Here is a 21,123-nt window from a genome sequence, read left to right as displayed (position 1 = left end):
TCCCGCCCCCTCTTTTCCGGGCGGGTGCGCTCGTTTAGATCTCCTCGCCGGCCAGGACGGCGTCGGCGTCCACGATCCGGTAGGCGTAGCCCTGCTCGGCCAGGAAACGCTGCCGGTGGGCGGCGTAGTCCTGATCGAGCGTGTCACGCGCCACCACCGCGTAGAACCGGGCGCCCTGCCCGGAGGACTTGGGCCGCAGCAGCCGTCCCAGACGCTGCGCCTCCTCCTGACGCGACCCGTACACACCCCGATGCCCTCGACTGTCACCCGAGTTAGTGTCCGCGGTGCGTTGGGCGGCGTAGCTGTGGGCGAGGAAGCGCTGACAGCGGGCCGCCGCCGTAGGGCCGACTCCTGACGCGACCCGTGAGAACCCGACGCACGGCGATGGGCTGCTCCTGGCGCCAGCTGTACTCGCCTGACGCCTGCATCGCCACGCCGCGTCGGTGTCCACGATGTGGAAGGCGTAGCGCTGGCGGGCGAGGCCAGGTGTCGGCCTGGTCGAGGGTGGCGCGGGCCTCCACCAGCGAGTACAGGCCGGGGGCTTGGGCGCGGGAGTCTTGGCGGTGGGAGCTGTGCGTGCCCGAGGCTTGTGCCGCTTCTATCGTGTCGGCCTCTATGAGGCGGGTGGTCAGACGTGATCGCTGCGGCTATCGCGCGACTGCGGTGGCTAGCTGTATTTGTGGTGTTGAGAGGCGCGGTGCTTCTTCGGTGCGTGGTGTCGACGTTTACAGCTTGATTTGGACCGATACGCGCCCACCATGGTCTTGCTGCCTGGGCCATGGGCTTGTGGGCGGGTAGAACGGGCGGCCCAGGCTGCGCCCGCCCAAGAGTTCAGCAGTCCAGCAAGGCGCCGCGCTTGCACCTTGGCTTACCACGGCCAGGTGCACTCGGCGGCCTTACACCCGCGGACGGCTTGGTCTGAGGGCGTCCGCGGCCCTTTCTGGAGTTGGCTGTACGCAACCGATCGGTGTGGGCGTGTTCCCGTTCGGGCGGAAGTGTTGGGGGTGGACGGGCAGCCTGGGTTTGGGTGCCAAGTTGTTCTTTGTGGGGTGGGGCGTGCTGGGCCTTTATTGGGTGAGGGTCAGGCGGCGGGTTACGGTGCGGGCGATCAGGCGGCCGATTGCTGGGAGTTCCAGCGGTAGCAGTGAGGTGCGTGGGTGGACGCGGCGTGTGCGGCCGCGTTCCAGGGCGGTGACGATGGCGTCGGCGGCGGATTCCGGGGAGACGGGCGGCGGGGTGCGCATCGGGGTCGAGCGCCAGGGCAGCAGGTCGATGTCGCGGGCGTCGGTGTCGGTGGCGCCGGGCACCACTTCCAGGACCGAGACGTCGGCCAGCTCGTGGCGGAGGGTGCGTGTCGCGTGGGCCAGGGCGGCCTTGGACGCGCCGTAGTAGGCGAGCGAGGGGATGGGCACGGCCTGGAGGCTGGAGGTGACGTTGGCGACGGCCTGGAGACCCGGGAGCAGTGCGCGGGTCAGCGCGAGCGGGGACCAGAAGTTGGTCTCGAACAATGCGCGGACCTGGGCGTCGTCCCCCAGGGTGCCCTGGGCGCCCACCACCGCCACCCCGGCGTTGTTGATCAGGACCCGCACCGATCCCAGTTCGGCGAGAGCCTGCTCGGCCAGCGTCGCCGCGGCGCCGGCGCGTGACAGGTCGGCCTCGATGATCACTGGACGTTCGTGTTCCGCCGCTATCTGATCGGCGATCTCGGTGAGGTTGGCCGTGCGGCGGGCGGCGATCGCCAGCCGGGCGCCCCGCCCGGCCAGCGCGAAGGCCAGCGCCCGGCCGATCCCGCTGGAGGCCCCGGTCACCAGCACCGGGGCGTCCCGCAACGTCATACCGCCCATCCGCTCCTCCTTGACTGATAATCAATCAGTCGGGACGATAGGTTCAGCGCATCCAGACCGTCAACCCCGGAGTCCCGTGACATCCACCGACCGCCGCGCCCTGCTGATCGAGGCGGCCTCGGCGCTGTTCGCCGAGCGCGCCTACGACGAGGTGACGACCGCCGAGATCGCCCGGCGCGCCGACGTCGCCTACGGCCTCATCGCCCATCACTTCACCAACAAGCGGGGGCTCTATCTCGCGACGATCCTCGCCGCCGCCGACCGGCTGAAGGCCGTCCATGAGTCGGCGCCGGTGGGCGACACGCCCGCGGAGCTGCTCCACGACGCGCTTTCCCGGCACATCGCCCACATGGAGGCCAACGCCAAGGGGTTCCTCGCCCTGATGCGCGGCGGGAACGGGTCCGACCCGCAGGTCCACGCGATCATCGAGGATCTGCGCTGGCAGGGCGCCGTCCGCCTGCTGAACGCCCTGGGTGTCGCCGAGCCCGTGCGTCCCGCTCTGCGCACGACCATGGGCGGCTGGGTCGGCTACCTCGACGAGATCCTCATCGATCACCTCGAGCACCGCGACCTCACCCGGGACGACCTCGCCCATCTGGCCGCCGCCACCCTCTCGGCCGCTCTTCGGGCCGCCCGTGAGATCGACCCGGCCGTCGGGCTCGACCCGCGGATGATCGCCTCGCTCGCACCGGCCGAGGGCTGATGAGTCAGACCAGAACTCCGAGGTCGGCAGTGCGCCCCGCCGACTGTCGCAGAAGGTTTAGTGCAAAGATATAGTCGGCACATCCGGACCTCTGGAGGGGCTGCTCTATGCGTGTGACGGACGAGATCCTTGTCGGCGGCCAGTGGCGGCAGGGGGGCGGGGCCTATGCCGAGACCCGCGATCCCGCGACCGGCGCGGTGATCGCCGGGCTGCGCCAGGCCTCGGCCGGGGACGTGGACGAGGCGGTCGAGGCGGGGCGGCGGGCCGCCGCCGAGCCGGGCTGGCGGGACCTGCTCCCGCACGAGCGGGCCCGCGTCCTGGTGCGGATCGCCGACCTGATCGCGGAGCGGGCCGAGGATCTGGCCCGGCTGCAGACCGCCGACACTGGCAAGTCCATCAACGAGACCAGGGCGCTGGTGGCCAGCGCGGCGGGGACGTTCCGCTACTTCGCCGGGGCGCTGGAGACCCTGGAGGACGCCTGGACGCCGCCGCGAGGCCCGTACCTCACGGTGAGCCTGCACGAGCCGATCGGGGTGGTCGGCGCGATCACCCCGTGGAACTCGCCGATCGCCAGCGACGCCCAGAAGGTCGCGCCGGCTCTCGCGGCCGGGAACGCGGTGATCCTCAAGCCCGCCGAGTGGACGCCGCTGGTGTCGCTGGCGCTGGGCCGGCTGATCTCCGAGTCCGGGCTGCCGGCGGGGCTGCTGTCGGTGCTGCCGGGGCCAGGCGGCATCGTCGGGGACGCGATCGTGCGGCATCCGGGGGTCGGGAAGGTCAGCTTCACCGGCGGGACCGCGACGGGACGGAAGATCGGCGCGGCGGCCGCGGAGAAGATCATGCCGGTGTCGCTGGAACTGGGCGGCAAGTCGCCGACGATCGTGCTGCCCGACGCCGACGTGGACCAGGCGGTGGCCGGGGTGCTCTTCGGGGTCTTCTCGTCCTCGGGGCAGAGCTGCGTGGCGGGCTCGCGGCTGTTCGTCCACGCCGACCGGTACGACGAGGTGCTCGACCGGATCGTGCGGGCGACGGAGAAGCTGCGGGTCGGGCCGGGGGACGACCCGGCCACACAGGTGGCGCCGCTGGTCACGCACGCGCACCGGGACCGGGTGGCGGCGATGGTCGACCGGGCCCGCGCCGAGGGCGCCCGGGTGCTGTGCGGCGGCCGGGCCCCGGAGGGGGAGGGGTATGCCGCGGGCGCCTACTACCTGCCGACCGTGCTGGACGGGCTGCCGAACGACGCGGCGACGTGCCAGGAGGAGATCTTCGGCCCGGTGCTGGTGGCGCTGCCGTTCACCGACGAGGAGGACCTGGTCCGGCAGGCCAACGACACCGTGTACGGGCTGGCGTGCGGCGTCTGGACCCGCGACTACCGGGCGGCCTGGCGGGTGGCGCGGCGCGTCGAGGCCGGGACGGTGTGGGTGAACACCTACAAGCAGTTCAGCGTCTCCACGCCGTTCGGCGGCTGGAAGGAGAGCGGCATCGGCACGGAGAAGGGCCGCGCCGGGATTCTCGGCTACACCAGGAACAAGAGCGTCTACTGGGGGATGGACGAGGAGCCGTTGCCCTGGGCGGGGAGCTGACCGCGGGGCAGTGACGGCGTCCGCTCGGCCTTCTCCAGCGAGCGTTCCAGCTTGCTGAGCAGGCGGCCGAGCTGGCGGCGCTCGGCGTCGGTGAGGCCGTCGAGCATGCGGGCCTCGTTGGCGAAGTGGGCGCGGGCGACGCTGCCGGCGACCTCCAGGCCCTTGTCGGTGAGCCGCGCGTACACGACCCGCCGGTCCTCGGCGTCGCGTTCCCGCACGACCAGGCCCGCCTTCTCGAGCCGGTCGAGGCGCAGGGAGATGCCCCCGGTGGTGAGCAGGGAGATCTCGGCGAGCTCGCCGGCGGTGCGGCGGTACGGAGGGCCCGAGCGGCGCAGGGTGGCGAGCATGTCGAAGGAGGCCATGTTGAGGTCGTAGCGGTCGAACAGCTCCGACAGGAGGCTCTGGTAGCGCAGGAAGCTGCGGTGCAGGCGGCCGAAGACCTCCATGGGGGAGGCGTCGACGGCGGGCAGTTCGCGCCGCCACTGCTCGAGGATCAGGTCGACCGCGTCGGGGCGGCCCGGGGTTCTGCGTGTCATCGACGATCGGCGGGCGGTGCTGCCGCCCGGCCCGGCCTCCCTCCGGTGGCCGCCCGGGGGCGGCGGAAAGATCTCGACGCGAGGGTGCGAAGCCTCAACGCAAAGATACACCGGTCCGCGCGGCCCCCTTGTTCGCGCCCGATGCCGTCCGCACCGGCCGCAGCACCGTGCGCGACCTGTTCGCCGGACGCTACCTGCGCCGCACCGTGGTGATCTCGCTGCTTGGTTCTTCGCCTACTACGTCAACCACCGCATCACGGCCTGGCTGCCGTCCCTCTACACCAAGGACTTCGGCCTCGACCTGGGGGCCGCGCTGCGGTTCACGCCGCTCAGCAACATCACCGGCCTGCTCGGCTGCCTCATTGTCGCGCTGGTCATCGACCGCGTCGGCCGCCGCCCCGCGCTGGCCGTCGGCATGGGCGGCGCCGCCGCGGCCCTGATCCCCCTGGCCCTGTCGGGCGCCGTGTCGGGCGGCCAGGTGGCGGTCTGGGCCTCGGTCGCGACCCTGTTCGTGTACGCCACCAACGTCAGCCTCTACCTCTACACGCCCGAGCTCTACCCGACCCGCAGCCGCGCGCTGGGCGCCTCCTTCGGCGGGGTCTGGCACCGGCTCGGCGTGATTATCGGCCCGGTCGTGGTCGGCGCCGACATCGGGGCCGGCGGCGGCCTCGTCACCGTGTTCACCGTCCTGGGCTGCGTCGCCGCCGCCGGCGCCGTCACCGCCCTGTTCGCCGTCGAGACCAAGGGCCGCACCCTCGAACAGCTCAACGACTGATCACCGCCCGGAGGGAGGGCCCCGCGGACGACCCACCGCGGGGCCCGCCCGCGTGTCCCGCCCCGGCCCGGCTCACCTGTCCGGGCCGGGGGTCCGAGGACGTCCGCCTCACCCGTCCCGCCGACCGGCAGGGGTGAGGGTGGTCCGGCTTGGCCCGGCCGTCACCTGCCGTGGCCGGGTGGGACGACGGGCCGCCGTCCGGGGGCTTGGACCGGGGGGACCTGCCGCCCGCTGGGGGCGACCGGTGCGGGCAGGTTCGCCACCTCGTAGTGGGCCAACGCGAGGTTCCCTGCCGTGCTGGGCATCGTGGGCGGTTCAGCCGGTTTGCCGCGGAAGCGGAAGGCCGAGGTGAGATCGCCGAAGGTCTCCCTCCGCCAGGCACTGATGTTGGAGCACTCCACGCCCGTCACCCGCTCCAGTAGCCGCAGGTTCGAGGTGTGCTCGAACGGCTCGCTGCACACCCAGCCACCCGCCGTCCACGGCGAGACGACGATGCAACCGACACGGAAGCCCGCACCGATGGGAAGGCCGCCGCCGTTGACGCCCCCCGGGGAGGTCTTGGTCACGAACTCGTCGGGAGTGCCGGCCGGTGGGGTCGGCGGCGGGACGTGGTCGAACATGCCGCCGTTCTCGTCCCAAACCAGGATGAACACGGTCTTGGCCCACACATCCGGGTTCGCGGCGATGGCGTCGATCTTCGAGGCGATGTACTGCGCCCCGGCGGCGGGCATGGATTGATTGGGATGCTCGTTCTGCCCTGCCGGAGGGAACAGCCAGCTCACGGCCGGAAGCCGATCATTGAGCGCGTCGTACTCGAACTGGCCGGGAGCGGAAGGCGTCCGGGTGTTCTCATAGAGGGGCGAGTTCGCCGGTGCGTCTCGGTACGCCTGGAAATACGGGTAGGCCTGGCTCCGCATTCCTCCTTGTTCCCAGTAGAATTTCCAGCTCACGCCGGCATCGGTGAGGTCCTCCGCGTAGGTCCTCCACCTGTTGACGTTCATATTGTTGATGAGAATGGGGCCACCGGCCGTTCCGTTGGGATCGATGGTTCCGGTTTCCCACATGACCCGGTTCGGGGTGGTGGACCCGAGGACCGAGCAGAAGTAGTTGTCGCAGATGGTGAACGCATCGGCCAGCGCCCGGTGAAACGGGAGGTCCTGCTCGTCGAAGTATCCCATCAGCAGCGGAATGCGGCTCTGGTCGCCCTGGATATAGCGATAACTGGCAGGCAGCCATTGGTCCATCCTGCCGCCGTTCCACGCCATGTGCGACGGGTTCCACGCGTAGTCGCCGGCCGTCGGCATCCCTTGCGCCGCCGTCGTGCGACTGTCGAGGTGGAAGGGAAGCACGTAACCGTACGGGTTCTTGTCCGTCGGCTGGTGGAAAACGTTACGCCCCGTCGACAACCGGATCGCATCCGGATCCGAGAAACCCGCCACACCCGACATGGTCCCGAAGTAGTGGTCGAAGCTCCGGTTCTCCTGCATGAGGAGCACGACATGCTCGATGTCGTTCAGTGACGGGCGCCTGCTCGGCGGAGGTGCCGCCAGAGCCTTGTGAACGTTGGGCGCCATCTGCCACAACGCCGCACCTCCTGCGGCAAGGCCCGCCCCCAGCATCCGGCGCCGAGTGAAAACCGGGTCCTGGGCAGACCGAGTCTCTTCGCCCATCCCGCGCTCCTCCCTGTGAGGCGACCCGCCCCCAGGCCGCACATCGAATCCGACACAGCGGGCGTCGACGTTAGGCGCCAGGTGCGAACACAAGATCCTCTCGGGAAGAACTCCCGTTGACCTCGGGTTGATCGTTTCGAGGTGACCTCGAGACGCCCCTCACGGCCGCTGCGCGTTCGGGCGTGTCCGCCTGTCCACGCCACGGCGGAGACGACGGGGGTGCGGCGGGCGAGACCCGGGCGGAGTCCGTCATGAACGTGCTCGAGAACGAGCATCGCGCCGCCTGGCGGAGGGAACTCCAGGCGGCGCGGTCGCCGGTGAGGGTCAGGTGTGGGCCGGAGGGCGCGGCCGGTCGATGTGGTGGGGGACGGCGTTCAGGTGGCCGGTGTCCGTCGCGGTGTACGCCGAGGGCTTGGCGGACGAGGCGGTGCCCGGGTCCTCGGCGAGCCGGTGCGCCCCGTACAGGACCAGGGCCCAGGCCAGGCAGGCGAACGAGGCGGTGTGCAGCAGGGCACGGACGATGTTCCAAGCGACCCACTTGCTTTCGTACTGGTCGCGGACCGCTGCGATGTCGTGGATGCGCTCGGGGTCACCTGCCCTGTCGAGCTGGTCGTTGAGAGGGACGTTGGCGGCCATGGTGACGATGAACGCGACCACGTAGAGCACCAGTGCGGCGACGAGCCAGGGCGCCGCCTCGCGTCCATGCCCTCGGAAGGCGAGCAGGGCGGCCAGCCCGATGACGGGGATCGAGCCGACGAACATGAGCATGAACACGGGATTGAGGATGCCCTTGTTGATGCCCTGCATCGCGTCGACGAGGGTGCGGTCGGACGCTCTGGCCAGGCCGGGCATGACCCCGCAGACGAAGCCCACGAACAGCCCGGCCATGAGCCCGGCGAAGATGACGGCGGTCAGGAGCGTGCCGGTCTGCAGGAGTCTCATCTCGCGTCCTTCCGGTTCCAGACGCCGGTGGCGGCGGTGTCCCTGGCGTAGTCGGAGAAGTCCCGGGCAGGACGGCCCAGCACCTGCCGGACGCCGTCGCCGACGCTGGAGTTGCGGCCGTCCAGGATCGTGGTGAACAGGTAGGTCAGCAGGCCGGTGACGTCGTCGGGCACGCCTTCGGCCGACAGCGCGGCGGCGAAGTCGTCGGCGGGAATCCGGACGAAGGAGAGGTCGCGACCGGCGGCGGCGCCGATGGCGGCGACGGCTTCGGTGAAGGTGAGCAGCCGCGGTCCGGTCATCTCGTAGACGCGGCCGGTGTGCCCGTCCTGAGTGAGGACGGCCGCGGCGACCTCGGCGATGTCGTCGATGTCCACGAACGGCTCGCCGACGTTCCCCGCGGGCAGGGTGACCTGGCCTCCCAGGACGGGGTCGAGCAGGTAGCCCTCGCTGAAGTTCTGGGCGAACCAGGCGGCGCGCAGGACGGTCCAGTCGGCGCCCGAAGCGGCCAGGGCCTTCTCGGACGCCACGGCCTCCTCCTCGCCGCGTCCCGAGAGCAGCACCAGCCGCCGGGCGCCGGAGCGCACCGCGAGTTCGGCGAAGGCGCCGATCGCCTCGGGGGCCCCGGGGGCGGCCACGTCCGGGTAGTAGGAGACGTACACCGCGCGCACGCCTTCGAGGGCGGGCTCCCAGGTCGCGGGGTCCTCCCAGGCGAAGGGCACGCCGCCGGAGCGGGAGCCGATCCGGACCGGGAGGTCGCGGCCGGTCAGCAGTCGCACGACGCGGCGGCCGGTCTTTCCGGTCCCGCCCAGAACGAGGGTCAGTTCGTTCGCGCCCATCTGTTCTCTCCTTCGTTTGCCCTGGTCGTACCGTTTTCGGTCACACCCCCACTCTCGGGTGGCGGGGGATCGCGAACAACGATCAGCCGTGCAAGGATCGTTAACCCCGGGGTTGACGGACGGAGGCGCTGTGGAACAGCGCGAGATCGAGATCTTCCTGACGGTCGGCGAGGAACTGCACTTCGGTCGCAGCGCCGAGCGGTTGCACATCTCGGTGGCCATGGTCAGCAAGACGATCAAGAAGATCGAGCGGGCGGTGGGGGCGGCCCTGTTCGACCGCACCAGCCGCCGGGTGGCCCTGACCCCGATCGGCCGGCGGCTCTATGACGACCTGCGCCCCGCCTACCAGCAGATCCTCGACGGGGTCGAGCGAGCCGTCGCCGCAGGCCGCGGCATCGACGGGGCGCTGCGCGTCGGATTCCTCGGCACCGTCGTCGCCCAGTTCGTCCTCCAGGTCGCGGAGGTCTTCCACGCCAGGCACCCCGCCTGCCAGGTCCACATCCAGGAGAGCCGCTACGCCGACGGCCTGGGCCTGCTGTACGGCGACGCCGTCGACATCCTGCTTCTGGCCGCTCCGGGAATGGCCCCCGACCTCAGCGAGAGCCCGGTCCTGTTCCAGGAGCCCCCGGTCCTCGCCGTCTCGGCCAGGCATCCTTTCGCGCGCCGCGAGTCGGTCTGCCTGGACGACCTTGCCCGCGACAAGGTGCTACGCCCCCGCGGGGTCCCCGACGAACTCGAAGCCCTCTCCGTTCCGACCCATGCGCCCGGCGGGCGACCCATCGAGCGGGGCGTGGAGTTCGGCACCATCCAGGAGATGTTCGCCCTGGTCGGCGCGGGACGGGGCATCTTCCCCGTCCCCACCCACGCCAGCCTGTACGACGTCCGCCCGGATATCGCCTACGTCCCGATCAGCGATGGGCTGCCCTTCCAGTGGCGGCTGGTGTGGCGGACCGCCGGCGAGACCAACCGGGTCCGGGCCTTCTGCCAGGCCGCCCGCGACTTCGTCGACACCCACGGCGACCCGCTGATCGAACAGGCGCGGCCGAACGGCTAGCCGGACGGCGGCGGCGAGCGGTGCAGGACCGGTTCGAGGGTGGCGGCCCACTGCCGCAGGAGCCGCGAGCGGCGGGCCGAGTCGTCGGTCAGCAGGTCGGCCAGGCCCAGGCCGCGCACGAGATCGAGGGTGGCCTGCACGCTCTCCCGCACGCCGGGCACGCTCTCGTCGGCGCCCAGCGCCTCCACCGTCAGCCGGTGCGCCTCCCGGCCGACCTTGGCCTCCAGCGGGACGACCCGCGCGCGCAGCTGCTCGTCGGAGGCCGCGGCGACCCACAGCTGCAGGGCGGCCCGGAACAGCGGGCTGGTGTACATCTCGGCCAGGGAGGTGAGCACCTCCAGGGTGGACGGCCGCCGCCCGGCCAGGCCGTCCAGGTGCTCGCGCATGCGCGCGGTGCGCACGTCCGAGCCGTACTCGACGGCCGCGGTGACCAGCTCCTCGCGGGTGCGGAAGTGGTGCTGGGCGGCCCCGCGGGACACCCCGGCGCGCTCGGCGACCACGGCCACGGTCGTGCCGGCCCAGCCCACGGAGGCCAGGCAGCCGACGGCGGCCTCGAGCAGCCGCGCGCGGGTGGCGCGGCTGCGGTCCTGCTGCGGTTCGCGGGGGAGTGCCTGCGTGGTCATCGCTTCCTCGGCTCGGCTGCGCGTCCAGTCAACCAAACGGTGGAACGGCAAAGCAATCAAGCACGATTGATTTTTTATCGCCCGGCTGGCAGGGTGCAGCACATGACGCGACCCCAGAGTCGTCCACTGCGGATCGGCAACGCCTCGGGCTTCTACGGCGACCGCTTCGAGGCGGTGCGGGAGATGCTGGAGGGCGGCCCGCTGGACGTCCTGACCGGCGACTACCTGGCCGAGCTGACCATGCTGATCCTCGGCAGGGGGAGGCTGAAGGACCCCGGCGCCGGGTACGCGGCGACCTTCCTGCGGCAGATGGAGGAGTGCCTGGGCCTGGCCGCCGGGCGCGGCACGAAGATCGTCACCAATGCGGGCGGGCTCAACCCGGCCGGGCTGGCCGAGCGGCTGCGGGCGCTGGCCGAGCGGGCCGGTGTCCGGGTCCGCGTCGCCCATGTGGAGGGCGACGATCTGCTGCCCCGGGCCGAGGAGCTGGGCTTCGTCCACCCGCGGTACGGGGCTCCGCTGACCGCCAACGCCTATCTGGGCGCCTGGGGGATCGCCGAGTGCCTGCGGGACGGCGCCGACATCGTGGTGACCGGGCGCGTCACCGACGCCTCGCTGGTGGCCGGCCCGGCCGCCGCGCACTTCGGATGGGCCCGCGACGACTGGGACGCCCTCGCCGGCGCCACCGTGGCCGGGCATGTGCTGGAGTGCGGGGCGCAGGCGACCGGCGGCAACTACGCCTTCTTCCAAGAAATCTACAACGTAAAGGCGCCGGGCGGTCCGGCCGTGCCGGGCTTCCCGCTCGCCGAGATCCACTCCGACGGCTCCAGCGTCATCACCAAGCACGAGGGCACCGGCGGCGCCGTCACCGTGGAGACCGTCACGGCCCAGCTCCTGTACGAGATCGGCGGCCCCGCCTACGCCGGCCCGGACGTGACGACCCGGTTCGACACCATCGAGCTGCGCCAGGAGGGCCCGGACCGGGTCGCCGTCACCGGGACGAGAGGCTCCCCGCCGCCCGCGACCACCAAGGTGTGCCTCAACCACCTGGGCGGCCACCGCAACGAGATGACCTTCGTGCTCACCGGGCTGGACGTCCACGGCAAGGCGGACTTCGCCCGCGCCCAGCTGGAGGCGGTCCTCGGCGGTGACCGTCCGGCGAAGGTGGAGTGGACGATGATCGGCGCCCCCGCCTCCGACCCCGGGACGCAGGGGGAGGCCACGGCCCTGCTGCGCTGCGCCGTGCTGGACCCCGACCCGGAGAAGGTGGGCCGGGCGTTCAGCGGCGCGGCCGTCGAACTGGCGCTCGCCGGGTATCCGGGCTTCACGATGACCTCGCCGCCGGGCAAGGGGAGCCCCTGCGGCGTCTACGCGCCGGCGTTCGTGCCCAACGGGGAGATCGAGCATGTCGCCGTGCTGCCCGACGGCACCCGCCGGGTCGTCGAGGGGTGCGGCGCGGCGGCGGTGGACGAAACGCCGTCGCCGAGGCGTCCATCCGCCCCCGTCCCAGGGCCGCTGGTGCGGGTCCCGCTCGGACGGGTCGCCGGGGCGCGCAGCGGAGACAAGGGCGGTGACGCCAACATCGGCGTCTGGGCCCGTACCGCCGAGCAGTGGCGCTGGCTCGACGGCTTCCTCACGGCGGAACGGCTCGCCGCGCTCCTCCCCGAGACGCGCGACCTCCCCGTCACGCGCCACACCCTGCCCAACCTCCGCGCGGTCAACTTCGTCGTCGAAGGGCTGCTGCAGGAGGGAGTCTCGGCGTCGACCCGCTTCGATCCGCAGGGCAAGGCCCTCGGCGAATGGCTGCGGTCCCGCCTCGTCGACGTCCCGGAGGCGATCCTGTGACCCTCAAGAGCACCCTGGACGCGCAGGGACCCGAGTACCGGGAGCGGCGCGAGGCGATGCTCGCCAAGCTGGACGAGCTGGCGGCCGAACACGAGAAGGTGCTGCTGGGCGGCGGCGAGAAGTACGTGGCCCGGCATCGCGGGCGCGGCAAGCTGCTCGCCCGCGAGCGGATCGAGCTGCTGCTGGACCCCGACGCGCCGTTCCTGGAGCTGAGCCCGCTGGCGGCCTGGGGCAGCGACTTCCAGGTCGGGGCCGGTGTCGTCACCGGGATCGGCGTGGTCGAGGGCGTCGAGTGCATGATCGTCGCCAACGATCCGACGGTGCGGGGCGGGGCCAGCAACCCCTGGACGCTCAAGAAGAGCTTCCGGGCCTCCGACATCGCGCTGGAGAACCGGCTGCCGCTGATCAACCTGGTCGAGTCCGGCGGCGCCGACCTGCCCACCCAGAAGGAGATCTTCATTCCGGGCGGGCGGATGTTCCGCGACCTGACCCGGCTGTCGGCGGCCGGGATCCCGACGATCGCGCTGGTCTTCGGCAACTCCACGGCGGGCGGCGCGTACATCCCGGGGATGTGCGACCACGTCGTCATGGTGAAGGAGCGCGCGAAGGTGTTCCTGGGCGGGCCTCCGCTGGTGAAGATGGCCACCGGCGAGGAGGCCGATGACGAGGAGCTGGGCGGCGCCGAGATGCACGCCCGCTCCTCCGGCCTGGCCGATCACATGGCGGTGGACGAGGCCGACGCGATCCGGCTGGGGCGGCGCATCGTCGCCCGGCTCAACCACCGCAAGGCCGGTCCGGCGCCCGCGCCGTCCAGGGAGCCGCTGTACGACCCCGAGGAGCTGGCGGGGATCGTCCCGGCGGACCTGAAGATCCCGTTCGACCCGCGCGAGGTGATCGCCCGCGTGGTGGACGACTCCGAGTTCGACGAGTTCAAGCCGCTGTACGGAACCAGCCTCGTCACGGGCTGGGCGCGGCTGCACGGCTATCCGGTCGGGATCCTCGCCAACGCGCAGGGCGTGCTGTTCAGCCAGGAGGCGCAGAAGGCCGCGCAGTTCATCCAGCTGGCCAACCAGAGCGACACGCCGCTGCTGTTCCTGCACAACACCACCGGCTACATGGTCGGCAAGGAGTACGAGCAGGCCGGGATCATCAAGCACGGCGCGCTGATGATCAACGCGGTGGCCAACAGCACGGTGCCGCACCTGACGCTGGTCATGGGGGCCTCCTACGGCGCGGGCAACTACGGGATGTGCGGGCGGGCCTACGATCCCCGGTTCCTGTTCACCTGGCCGAGCGCGAAGTCGGCGGTGATGGGCCCGCAGCAGCTGGCCGGGGTGCTGTCGATCGTCGCCCGGCAGGCGGCCATGGCGCGGGGCGCGGAAACAGGTGGCCAGGTGTACGACGAGGAGCAGGACCGGGCGATGCGGGAGATGGTGGAGAGCCAGATCGAGGCCGAGTCGCTGCCGTTCTTCCTGTCCGGGCGGCTGTACGACGACGGGGTGATCGACCCGCGCGACACCCGCACGGTGCTGGGCCTGTGCCTGTCGGTCGTGCACAACGCCCCGATCCGCGGCGCCGGGGGAGGCTTCGGCGTCTTCCGCATGTGAGCCGTCCGGTGACCGACGAGTCCGTGAACGCCGAGCCTGTGAGTGACGAGCGAATGATCGACAGACTGCTGGTGGCCAACCGCGGCGAGATCGCCCGCCGCGTCTTCCGCACCTGCCGGGACCTGGGCGTCGGGACGGTCGCGGTGTTCTCCGACGCCGACGGCGCGGCGGCGCCGGGCGAGCCGGCGGGGGCGTCCCCGCACGTGCGCGAGGCGGACGTAGCGGTGCGGCTGCCCGGCGCGGCCCCGGCCGACACCTACCTGCGCGGCGACCTCATCATCGCCGCGGCCAGGAGCGCGGGCGCGGACGCGGTCCATCCCGGGTACGGGTTCCTGTCGGAGAACGCCGCGTTCGCGCGGGCGGTCGCCGGCGCGGGGCTGGTGTGGGTGGGGCCGCCGCCGGAGGCGATCGAGGCGATGGGCTCCAAGATCGAGGCGAAGAAGCTGATGGCGGCGGCGGGCGTGCCCGTCCTGCCGGAGCTGGACCCCGGCGCCGTCACCGAGGCGGACCTGCCGATCCTGGTGAAGGCGTCGGCCGGCGGCGGCGGGCGCGGCATGCGGGTGGTGCGGACGCTCGCCGAGCTCCCCGAGGCCGTCGCCGGGGCCCGCCGCGAGGCGCAGTCGGCCTTCGGCGATCCGGCGGTGTTCTGCGAGCCGCTGCTGGAGGGCGCCCGGCACGTCGAGGTGCAGCTGCTCGCCGACGCGCACGGGACGGTGTGGGCGCTGGGGGAGCGCGACTGCTCGGTGCAGCGCCGCCACCAGAAGATCATCGAGGAGGCGCCGTCGCCCGCCGTGGACGCCGGGCTGCGGGCGGAGCTGAGCCGGGCGGCGGTGGAGGCGGCCCGCGCCATCGGCTACGTCGGCGCCGGCACGGTGGAGTTCATGCTCGCCGGCGACGGGCGGCGGTTCTTCTTCCTGGAGGTGAACACGCGCCTTCAGGTGGAGCATCCGGTGACCGAGTGCGTGTACGGGCTCGACCTGGTGCGGCTGCAGATCGAGATCGCCGAGGGCGCGCGGCTGCCCGCCGGGCCGCCGGAGCCGCGCGGGCACGCGATCGAGGTGCGCCTGTACGCCGAGGACCCCGCGGCCGGCTGGCGCCCGGGCAGCGGGACCCTGCACACGTTCGAGGTGCCGGGGGTCGACGCCGAGTTCGGCGTCCCGGCGGGGTACGGGCTGCGGCTGGACAGCGGGGTGGAGAGCGGCGGCGAGGTCGGCGTCCACTACGACCCGATGCTGGCCAAGCTGATCGCTTGGGGGCCGACGCGCCCGGCCGCCGCGCGGCGGCTGCGGGCGGCGCTCGCCGGCGCCCGCGTCCACGGGGTCACCACCAACCGGGACCTGCTCGCGCGCACGCTCGCCGAGCCGGTGTTCCTGGGCGGGGGAGCCACGACCGGCTATCTCGACCAGGTGGGGCTGGACGAGCTGGCCCGTCCGCTCGCCGACGAGGGCGCGGTGCGGCTGTCGGCGCTGGCGGCCGCGCTGGCCGGCGCCGCCGCCGACCGGGCCGCGGCGCCGGTGCTGGGCGGGCTGCCGGCGGGCTGGCGGAACGTGCCGTCGCAGCCGCGGCGCAGGTCGTACGAGGGGCCGGGCGGGGAGGCGGTCGAGGTCGCCTACCGGACGGGCCGCGGCGGCCTGCGCGCCGAAGGCCATGAGGGGGTGCGGCTGGTGGCCGCGTCCCCGGACCAGGTGACCCTCGACGTCGACGGGGTGCGGTACGGCTTCGACGTGCGGACCGTCCCGGACGGCGCCGCGGTGTACGTCGACTCGCCGCTGGGCCCGGTGGCGCTGCGCGCGCTGCCGCGCTTCGCCGACCCCGGCGACCTGGTCGCGCCCGGTTCGCTGCTGGCTCCCATGCCCGGCACCGTCGTCCGGGTCGAGACCGAGCCGGGCGCCGCCGTGGCCGAGGGCCAGACGCTGCTGGTGCTGGAGGCGATGAAGATGGAGCACCGCATCGCCGCGCCCGCGGCGGGCACCGTCGCCGAACTGAACGTCGCCGCCGGGCGGCAGGTCGAGGCGGGCGCCGTTCTCGCCGTCATCTCCGAGGGGACGGACCACCGGTGAGCTTCATCGAGAGCGAGGAGCGGCAGGCGCTGCGCGCCGCCGTCGCGGGACTCGGCGCCGAGTACGGTGCGGCGTACTACGTGGAGAAGGCCAGGGCCGGGAAGAAGACCGACGAGCTGTGGGCCGAGGCTGGGCGGCTCGGCTACCTGGGCGTGAACGTGCCCGAGGAGTACGGCGGCGGGGGCGGCGGGATCGGCGACCTGGCCGCGGTGTGCGAGGAGCTGGCCGCGGCGGGGTGCCCGCTGCTGCTCATGGTCGTCTCCCCGGCGATCTGCGCGACGATCATCGCCCGGTCCGGGACGCAGGCGCAGAAGGACCACTGGCTGCCGCGCTTCGCCGACGGGTCGGTGAAGATGGCCTTCGCGATCACCGAGCCGGACGCCGGGTCCAACGCCCACCGCATCACCACCACCGCCCGCCGCGACGGCGACGGCTGGATCCTCAGCGGCCAGAAGACCTTCATCTCCGGCGTGGACGAGTCGGACGCCGTGCTGTTCGTCGCCCGCACCGAGGACCAGAAGGGAAATCTGCGGCCGTCGCTGTTCATCGTGCCGACCGACGCCCCCGGGTTCACCTTCACCCCGATCGAGATGGAGATCGTGTCGCCGGAGCGGCAGTTCGTCTGCCATCTGGACGAGGTGCGGCTGCCCTACGAGGCGCTGGTCGGCGACGAGGACGGCGGGCTGCTGCAGCTGTTCGCGGGGCTCAACCCCGAGCGGATCATGGCGGCGGCGATGGGCGCCGGGATCGGGCGGCTGGCCCTCGGCAAGGCGATCGCCTACGCCAAGGAGCGCCAGGTGTTCAAGACCCCGATCGGGGCGCACCAGGGCCTTGCGCATCCGCTGGCCGCCGCCAAGATCGAGCTGGAGCTGGCCCGGCTGATGGGGCAGAAGGCCGCCTGGCTGTACGACCGGGGCGACGACATGGGCGCGGGCGAGGCGGCGAACATGGCCAAGTACGCCACCGCCGAGGCGGCGATCCACTGCGTCGACCAGGCCATCCAGACCCATGGCGGCAACGGCCTGACCACCGAGTACGGCGTGGGCATGCTCGCCGGGGTGGTGCGGCTGATGCGGATCGCCCCGGTGAGCCGCGAGATGATCCTCAACTTCGTCGCCCAGCACTCTCTGGGGCTGCCCAAGTCGTACTAGTCGACGCGGGGCGGAGCGCGCCCGGGTCACTCCCGGGAGCTACGCGGCGGGGTGGCTCCGCCGGGTGACGACTCCGCCGCCGGGATCCTCTAGCGTCGACCGCGACGGGTGACGGCGGGTGACGTGCGCGGGAGCGGGGAGACGTGGCGAGGCGGAGGACGGGCGGCGTGTGGCGGCGGCGGGCCGGGCGACTGGCCGCGGACCTGGCGCCGGCGGCGGGCACGCCGCTGCTGCCGCTGCGGCGCCCGGGCTGGACGGCGTGGCTGCCGCACGTGGCCGTCGCGCTCTTCTCCGCCTCCCTGTGCGGGGTCGTCTGGCACACCCTGATCGAGGACTTCGGCGTTCCCAACCAGATGGCCGGGACGCTGGGGTTCGCGCACGCGCTGGCGCTGGTGGTGGCGCTGTACTGGCCGCTGTCGGGCTGGTGGCTGTCGCTGGCGGCCGCGGTGACGGCGGCGGCCGTCGCGGGCGGGGCGGGCGACCCCGACCCGGTGCGCGGCACCGTGGCGCTGTGGCCCGGGCCCGACCTGGTGGCCCACCTCAGCGTGATGGCGCTGGTGGGCATGCGGGCGCGGGTGCGGGTCCAGGTGGAGATGTGGGTGCTCACGCTGGTGGCGGGCGTCGCGCTGGCGGTCGCGTTCCCCGGCCGGGCCCCGTTCACCGGGGTGCTGTCGATGAGCGTGTACTCGGCCGTGGTCCTGGTGGCGGCCGGCGCGCTGCGGTCGCGGGGCGAGGCGGTGCGGCGGCTGGCCGAGCAGCTGCACATCAGCGAGCAGGAGCGGGCGCGGCGGGCCCTGCTGGAGGAGCGCGCCCGCATCGCCCGCGAGCTGCACGACGTCGTCGCCCACCACATGTCGGTGATCGCCATCCAGGCCGAGGCGGCGCCGCTGCGCGTGCCCGACCCGCCGGGGGAGCTGGCCCGCTCGTTCGCCACGATCCGGAACAACGCGGTCGAGGCGCTGACCGAGCTGCACCGGGTGCTGGACGTCCTGCGCGGCGACCACGGCCCGCCCGTCCCCGACGGGGAGGCCGACACGCCCCAGCCCACCCTGGACCGCCTGGAGGACCTGCTGTCCGGGGTGCGCGGCGCGGGCCTGGCGGTGACGGTCGAGGTGGCCGGGACGCGGCGGCCGCTGGCGCAGGGCGTGGAGCTGTCGGCGTACCGTATCGTCCAGGAGGCGCTGAGCAACGTCCTGCGGCACGCCCCCGACGCCGAGGTGACCGTGAGCCTGGAGTACCTGCCCGGCCGCCTGGACGTGCGCGTGACCAACACCGCGGGCACGGTCGCGCGGGACCGCGGGCGGGGTCCGGCCGCGGCGTCCGGCGGCGGGCACGGGCTGATCGGCATGCGCGAGCGGGCCGCGATGCTGGGCGGGACGCTGGAGGCCGGTCCGCGCCCCGGCGGCGGCTACGCGGTGCTGGCCCGGCTGCCCGCCGCGCCGGCGCCGGAGCCCGTGCGATCGCCGCGGGTGCACGTGCCGTCCGAGGGAGAGGGAGCGGCGTGACGATCCGGGTGCTGATCGCCGACGACCAGGCCATGGTGCGCGAGGGCTTCTCCGTGCTGCTCGGGGCGCGGCCGGACATCGACATCGCGGGCGAGGCCGCCGACGGCCGCGACGCGGTCGAGCGGGCCGAGGCGCTGCGCCCCGACGTGGTGCTGATGGACGTGCGCATGCCCGTGATGAGCGGCCTGGAGGCCACCCGGCTCATCACCGCGGCCGGGACCGCGCGCGTGCTGGTCCTGACGACCTTCGACCTGGACGAGTACGTCTACGAGGCGCTGCGCTCGGGGGCCAGCGGCTTCATGCTCAAGAGCGCCACCGGTTCGGCCCTGGCCGAGGCGGTACGGGTCGTCGCGGGCGGGGAGGCGCTGCTGGCGCCCAGCGTCACCCGGAGGCTCATCACCCACTTCGCCCGCTCCGGCCGAGGCGGCGGACGGCCGCTCAAGACCGTCGAGGAGCTGACCGAGCGGGAGACCGAGGTCCTCGCGCTCGTCGCCGGCGGGCTGTCGAACGCCGAGATCGGCGAGCGGCTCGTCGTCGCCGAGCAGACCGTCAAGACCCACGTCAGCCGGATCCTCACCAAGCTGGGCCTGCGCGACCGCACCCAGGCGGCCGTCTACGCCTACGAGACCGGGCTGGTCCGTCCCGGCTCGGGCTGAACGACGGTCAGCCGGTGAACCGGACCAGGCGCTCCACCTGCTCCTCCAGCGGCACCGGCGCGGCCGGCCGGTTGTCGACCTCCAGATGCGGGACGGGCGGCGGCTCCTCCGGCCGCATCCGCGCCACGAACGCCTCGAAGGCCGCCAGCTTGCCGGTGTCGCGGTGCGAGCCCCGGTCGGTCAGCCGCCGCCGCAGCGTCGCGGCGTCGGTGCGGACCCACACCAGCCGCACCGGCGGCCCGCCGAGCTCCCCGACCCACCCCGCCCAGCGCTCGGGGGAGCGGATCTGCCCGGTGAACGGGCCGCTCAGCAGCACCGGGCAGCCGTGCGCCCGGATCTCCCGCGCGGTCGCGGTCATGCCCTCGTACTCGTGCCGCTTGACGTGCTCGTCGTACCAGGGGCCCTCGCGCTCGCCCGGGTCGCGCCCGTGCGCGTCCAGGACCGCCGCGACGAACGCGCCGTACACGGTGTCCTTGTCCAGGAGCGCGGGGACGGGACGCAGCCGTTCCAGCAGCAGCCGCGACACCGTCGTCTTCCCGGAGCCGGGCGGCCCCGCCACCACCCAGACCGTGCCCTGCCCGCCCTCGGCGGCATCGCCGCCGCCGGTCACGCGGGGATGCGCAGGCGGCGGCTGGCGAGCCGTTCGATGCGCGCCTCGTCGATCTCGTGGCCCAGCCCCGGCTGGGTGTACGGGACGCCCACCACCCCGCCCGACGACCGCACCGGCGGCGACACGAACGCCGGCCCGCCCGCAGGATCGGACACCTCGCTGGGCAGCGTGACGCCCGGCAGCGAGGCCAGCGCCACCGCCGCGGCCTGCCCGATGCCGAACGCGCCCGTGCCGGTGCACCACACGTCCCAGCCGGCCGCGTACGCCAGGTCGTGCGCGGCGCGCGCCGCCGTCAGCCCGCCCATGCCGGCCACGCCCAGCTCCAGCACCCGCCCGGCCTCCCGCGAGATCGCCGCGTCCAGGGTGTCCAGATCGCCGATGCCGGGCGCCAGCGCGGTGCCGACCAGGCGCTGCAGCCGCGCGTGCGCCGCCAGGTCCTCGCCGGGGAACGGCCGCGCGATCGCCAGCAGCCCGTAGCCGTCCAGCGCCTCCATGACCGCCAGGTGCTCGGGCGTCTCCCGGTAGGCGTGCCCGGCGTCGGCGACCACCGCCAGCGCGGGGAACGCCTGCCTGATCAGCCGCACCGGCTCGATGTCCCAGCCGGGCCGCACGTCCACCGTGACCCGGGTGTGCCCGGCGCCGACCGCCTGGTTGGCCCGGGTCACCACCGTCTCCAGCAGCGGCTCGGGGGTGATCCGGGCCCCGGTGACGATCGAGGTGCGGGTGCCGCCGAGGGCGTGCGCCAGTGGTTCGCCGCGGGACCGGCACCACAGGTCCCAGCAGGCCATGTCGATCGCGGAGGCGGCTCCGGCGCAGCCCAGCTCGGCCGCCGCCGACACGTCCTCGGGACGTTCCAGGTCGAGCCCGATCAGCGCCGGGCCCATGCGCTCCTCGATGTCGGCCCAGACATCGCCGGCCGCGCCCCCGCCGCCGCCTCCCGGGCCGCGGGCCGTGACGGCGGCCTCGCCCCAGCCCACCACGTCGTCCTGGCCCGTCAGCCGCACCAGGACGCTCTCCGGCCGCCGTCCGCGCGGCATCGCCACCCGGAACGCGTCGCAGCCCTGGATCTGGGGCACCCGCACCCGCCCTTCACGCTCGTCGGTGTCTCCCTCCATGATCCCCCCTCCGG

The 21,123-nt window shown here is 73.2% G+C and carries 18 protein-coding genes and 1 pseudogene; 10 read left to right on the top strand and 9 right to left on the bottom strand.

Translation table 11 applies throughout. The annotated features are described in order from the left end of the window. Window positions 1-34: 34 nt before the first annotated feature. Window positions 35-247, bottom strand: a pseudogene (locus ACZ466_RS55930) (DNA repair helicase XPB); the annotation flags it as partial. Window positions 248-1,067: 820 nt separating this feature from the next. Then, on the bottom strand, window positions 1,068-1,844 hold the full coding sequence (locus ACZ466_RS55925) for an SDR family NAD(P)-dependent oxidoreductase (protein WP_378290462.1): 777 nt from the start codon (window positions 1,842-1,844) through the stop codon (window positions 1,068-1,070). A 76-nt stretch (window positions 1,845-1,920) separates the two neighbouring features. On the opposite strand from ACZ466_RS55925, the gene ACZ466_RS55920 reads away from it, so the two are divergent. Further along, window positions 1,921-2,547, top strand: coding sequence for a TetR/AcrR family transcriptional regulator (locus tag ACZ466_RS55920; protein WP_378290460.1), 627 nt, complete (start codon window positions 1,921-1,923; stop codon window positions 2,545-2,547). A gap of 107 nt (window positions 2,548-2,654) precedes the next feature. Continuing rightward, the gene (locus ACZ466_RS55915; RefSeq protein ID WP_378290458.1) at window positions 2,655-4,127 is read left to right on the top strand and encodes an aldehyde dehydrogenase; all 1,473 of its coding nucleotides are present in this window, start codon (window positions 2,655-2,657) and stop codon (window positions 4,125-4,127) included. On the opposite strand, the gene ACZ466_RS55910 is transcribed toward ACZ466_RS55915, so the two are convergent. After that, on the bottom strand, window positions 4,082-4,663 hold the full coding sequence (locus tag ACZ466_RS55910) for a MarR family winged helix-turn-helix transcriptional regulator (RefSeq protein WP_378290456.1): 582 nt from the start codon (window positions 4,661-4,663) through the stop codon (window positions 4,082-4,084). The two genes, ACZ466_RS55915 and ACZ466_RS55910, sit on opposite strands and share 46 nt — an antisense overlap. A gap of 16 nt (window positions 4,664-4,679) precedes the next feature. Between ACZ466_RS55910 and ACZ466_RS55905 the strand changes: the two genes are divergently transcribed. Next, window positions 4,680-5,438: an MFS transporter gene (locus tag ACZ466_RS55905; protein ID WP_378290454.1), complete on the top strand. Its 759-nt coding sequence runs from the start codon at window positions 4,680-4,682 to the stop codon at window positions 5,436-5,438. Between the two features lie 161 nt (window positions 5,439-5,599). Here the strand turns inward: ACZ466_RS55905 and ACZ466_RS55900 are convergent, their stop codons facing one another. The 3 genes from ACZ466_RS55900 to ACZ466_RS55890 form a co-directional block, all read right to left on the bottom strand. Continuing rightward, window positions 5,600-7,108, bottom strand: a complete 1,509-nt coding sequence (locus tag ACZ466_RS55900; RefSeq protein ID WP_378290452.1) for an alkaline phosphatase family protein — start codon at window positions 7,106-7,108, stop codon at window positions 5,600-5,602. Window positions 7,109-7,432: 324 nt separating this feature from the next. Beyond that, window positions 7,433-8,050, bottom strand: coding sequence for an anthrone oxygenase family protein (locus ACZ466_RS55895; protein WP_378290450.1), 618 nt, complete (start codon window positions 8,048-8,050; stop codon window positions 7,433-7,435). Further along, the gene (locus tag ACZ466_RS55890) at window positions 8,047-8,886 is read right to left on the bottom strand and encodes a Rossmann-fold NAD(P)-binding domain-containing protein (RefSeq protein ID WP_378290448.1); all 840 of its coding nucleotides are present in this window, start codon (window positions 8,884-8,886) and stop codon (window positions 8,047-8,049) included. The genes ACZ466_RS55895 and ACZ466_RS55890 overlap by 4 nt, the downstream gene beginning before the upstream one ends. Window positions 8,887-9,016: 130 nt before the next feature. Here ACZ466_RS55890 and ACZ466_RS55885 point away from each other — a divergent pair, with 130 nt between their 5' ends. Then, window positions 9,017-9,940 carry a LysR family transcriptional regulator gene (locus tag ACZ466_RS55885; RefSeq protein WP_378290446.1) on the top strand — a complete coding sequence of 308 codons (924 nt, stop codon included), beginning with the start codon at window positions 9,017-9,019 and terminating at the stop codon, window positions 9,938-9,940. On the opposite strand, the gene ACZ466_RS55880 is transcribed toward ACZ466_RS55885, so the two are convergent. Then, window positions 9,937-10,563, bottom strand: a complete 627-nt coding sequence (locus ACZ466_RS55880) for a TetR/AcrR family transcriptional regulator (protein ID WP_378290444.1) — start codon at window positions 10,561-10,563, stop codon at window positions 9,937-9,939. The two genes, ACZ466_RS55885 and ACZ466_RS55880, sit on opposite strands and share 4 nt — an antisense overlap. Before the next feature lie 102 nt (window positions 10,564-10,665). Here ACZ466_RS55880 and ACZ466_RS55875 point away from each other — a divergent pair, with 102 nt between their 5' ends. From ACZ466_RS55875 to ACZ466_RS55850, 6 genes are all read left to right on the top strand, one after another. Then, entirely contained in the window at window positions 10,666-12,405 is a 1,740-nt protein-coding gene (locus tag ACZ466_RS55875; protein ID WP_378290442.1) for an acyclic terpene utilization AtuA family protein, read from the top strand. Window positions 12,406-12,461: 56 nt separating this feature from the next. Next, complete coding sequence (locus ACZ466_RS55870) at window positions 12,462-14,012, top strand: acyl-CoA carboxylase subunit beta (protein WP_378290465.1); 1,551 nt, start codon at window positions 12,462-12,464, stop codon at window positions 14,010-14,012. Between the two features lie 53 nt (window positions 14,013-14,065). Beyond that, window positions 14,066-16,072: an acetyl/propionyl/methylcrotonyl-CoA carboxylase subunit alpha gene (locus ACZ466_RS55865; RefSeq protein WP_464042575.1), complete on the top strand. Its 2,007-nt coding sequence runs from the start codon at window positions 14,066-14,068 to the stop codon at window positions 16,070-16,072. Continuing rightward, complete coding sequence (locus ACZ466_RS55860; protein ID WP_378290438.1) at window positions 16,069-17,223, top strand: acyl-CoA dehydrogenase family protein; 1,155 nt, start codon at window positions 16,069-16,071, stop codon at window positions 17,221-17,223. Before ACZ466_RS55865 ends, ACZ466_RS55860 begins: the two co-directional genes overlap by 4 nt. Window positions 17,224-17,366: 143 nt before the next feature. Further along, window positions 17,367-18,728, top strand: a complete 1,362-nt coding sequence (locus ACZ466_RS55855) for a sensor histidine kinase (protein WP_378290436.1) — start codon at window positions 17,367-17,369, stop codon at window positions 18,726-18,728. Continuing rightward, entirely contained in the window at window positions 18,725-19,384 is a 660-nt protein-coding gene (locus ACZ466_RS55850; RefSeq protein ID WP_378290434.1) for a response regulator, read from the top strand. Before ACZ466_RS55855 ends, ACZ466_RS55850 begins: the two co-directional genes overlap by 4 nt. Before the next feature lie 7 nt (window positions 19,385-19,391). On the opposite strand, the gene ACZ466_RS55845 is transcribed toward ACZ466_RS55850, so the two are convergent. Together ACZ466_RS55845 and ACZ466_RS55840 are read right to left on the bottom strand one after the other, a co-directional pair. Continuing rightward, the gene (locus tag ACZ466_RS55845; protein ID WP_378290432.1) at window positions 19,392-19,994 is read right to left on the bottom strand and encodes a P-loop nucleotide/nucleoside kinase family protein; all 603 of its coding nucleotides are present in this window, start codon (window positions 19,992-19,994) and stop codon (window positions 19,392-19,394) included. Beyond that, window positions 19,991-21,109, bottom strand: coding sequence for an enolase C-terminal domain-like protein (locus ACZ466_RS55840; RefSeq protein WP_378290430.1), 1,119 nt, complete (start codon window positions 21,107-21,109; stop codon window positions 19,991-19,993). Before ACZ466_RS55840 ends, ACZ466_RS55845 begins: the two co-directional genes overlap by 4 nt. Window positions 21,110-21,123: the final 14 nt, after the last annotated feature.

Source organism: Actinomadura rugatobispora, assembly GCF_055379765.1.
This window is presented reverse-complemented; position numbering and strand designations above follow the sequence as displayed.

Coding starts and splice junctions, on each gene's coding strand:
- ACZ466_RS55895 (WP_378290450.1), bottom strand. CDS start 8,050: ATGAGACTCCTGCAGACCGGCACGCTCCTGACCGCCGTCATCTTCGCC.
- ACZ466_RS55925 (WP_378290462.1), bottom strand. CDS start 1,844: ATGGGCGGTATGACGTTGCGGGACGCCCCGGTGCTGGTGACCGGGGCC.
- ACZ466_RS55900 (WP_378290452.1), bottom strand. CDS start 7,108: ATGGGCGAAGAGACTCGGTCTGCCCAGGACCCGGTTTTCACTCGGCGC.
- ACZ466_RS55840 (WP_378290430.1), bottom strand. CDS start 21,109: ATGGAGGGAGACACCGACGAGCGTGAAGGGCGGGTGCGGGTGCCCCAG.
- ACZ466_RS55865 (WP_464042575.1), top strand. CDS start 14,066: ATGATCGACAGACTGCTGGTGGCCAACCGCGGCGAGATCGCCCGCCGC.
- ACZ466_RS55915 (WP_378290458.1), top strand. CDS start 2,655: ATGCGTGTGACGGACGAGATCCTTGTCGGCGGCCAGTGGCGGCAGGGG.
- ACZ466_RS55870 (WP_378290465.1), top strand. CDS start 12,462: ATGCTCGCCAAGCTGGACGAGCTGGCGGCCGAACACGAGAAGGTGCTG.
- ACZ466_RS55910 (WP_378290456.1), bottom strand. CDS start 4,663: ATGACACGCAGAACCCCGGGCCGCCCCGACGCGGTCGACCTGATCCTC.
- ACZ466_RS55880 (WP_378290444.1), bottom strand. CDS start 10,563: ATGACCACGCAGGCACTCCCCCGCGAACCGCAGCAGGACCGCAGCCGC.
- ACZ466_RS55875 (WP_378290442.1), top strand. CDS start 10,666: ATGACGCGACCCCAGAGTCGTCCACTGCGGATCGGCAACGCCTCGGGC.
- ACZ466_RS55890 (WP_378290448.1), bottom strand. CDS start 8,886: ATGGGCGCGAACGAACTGACCCTCGTTCTGGGCGGGACCGGAAAGACC.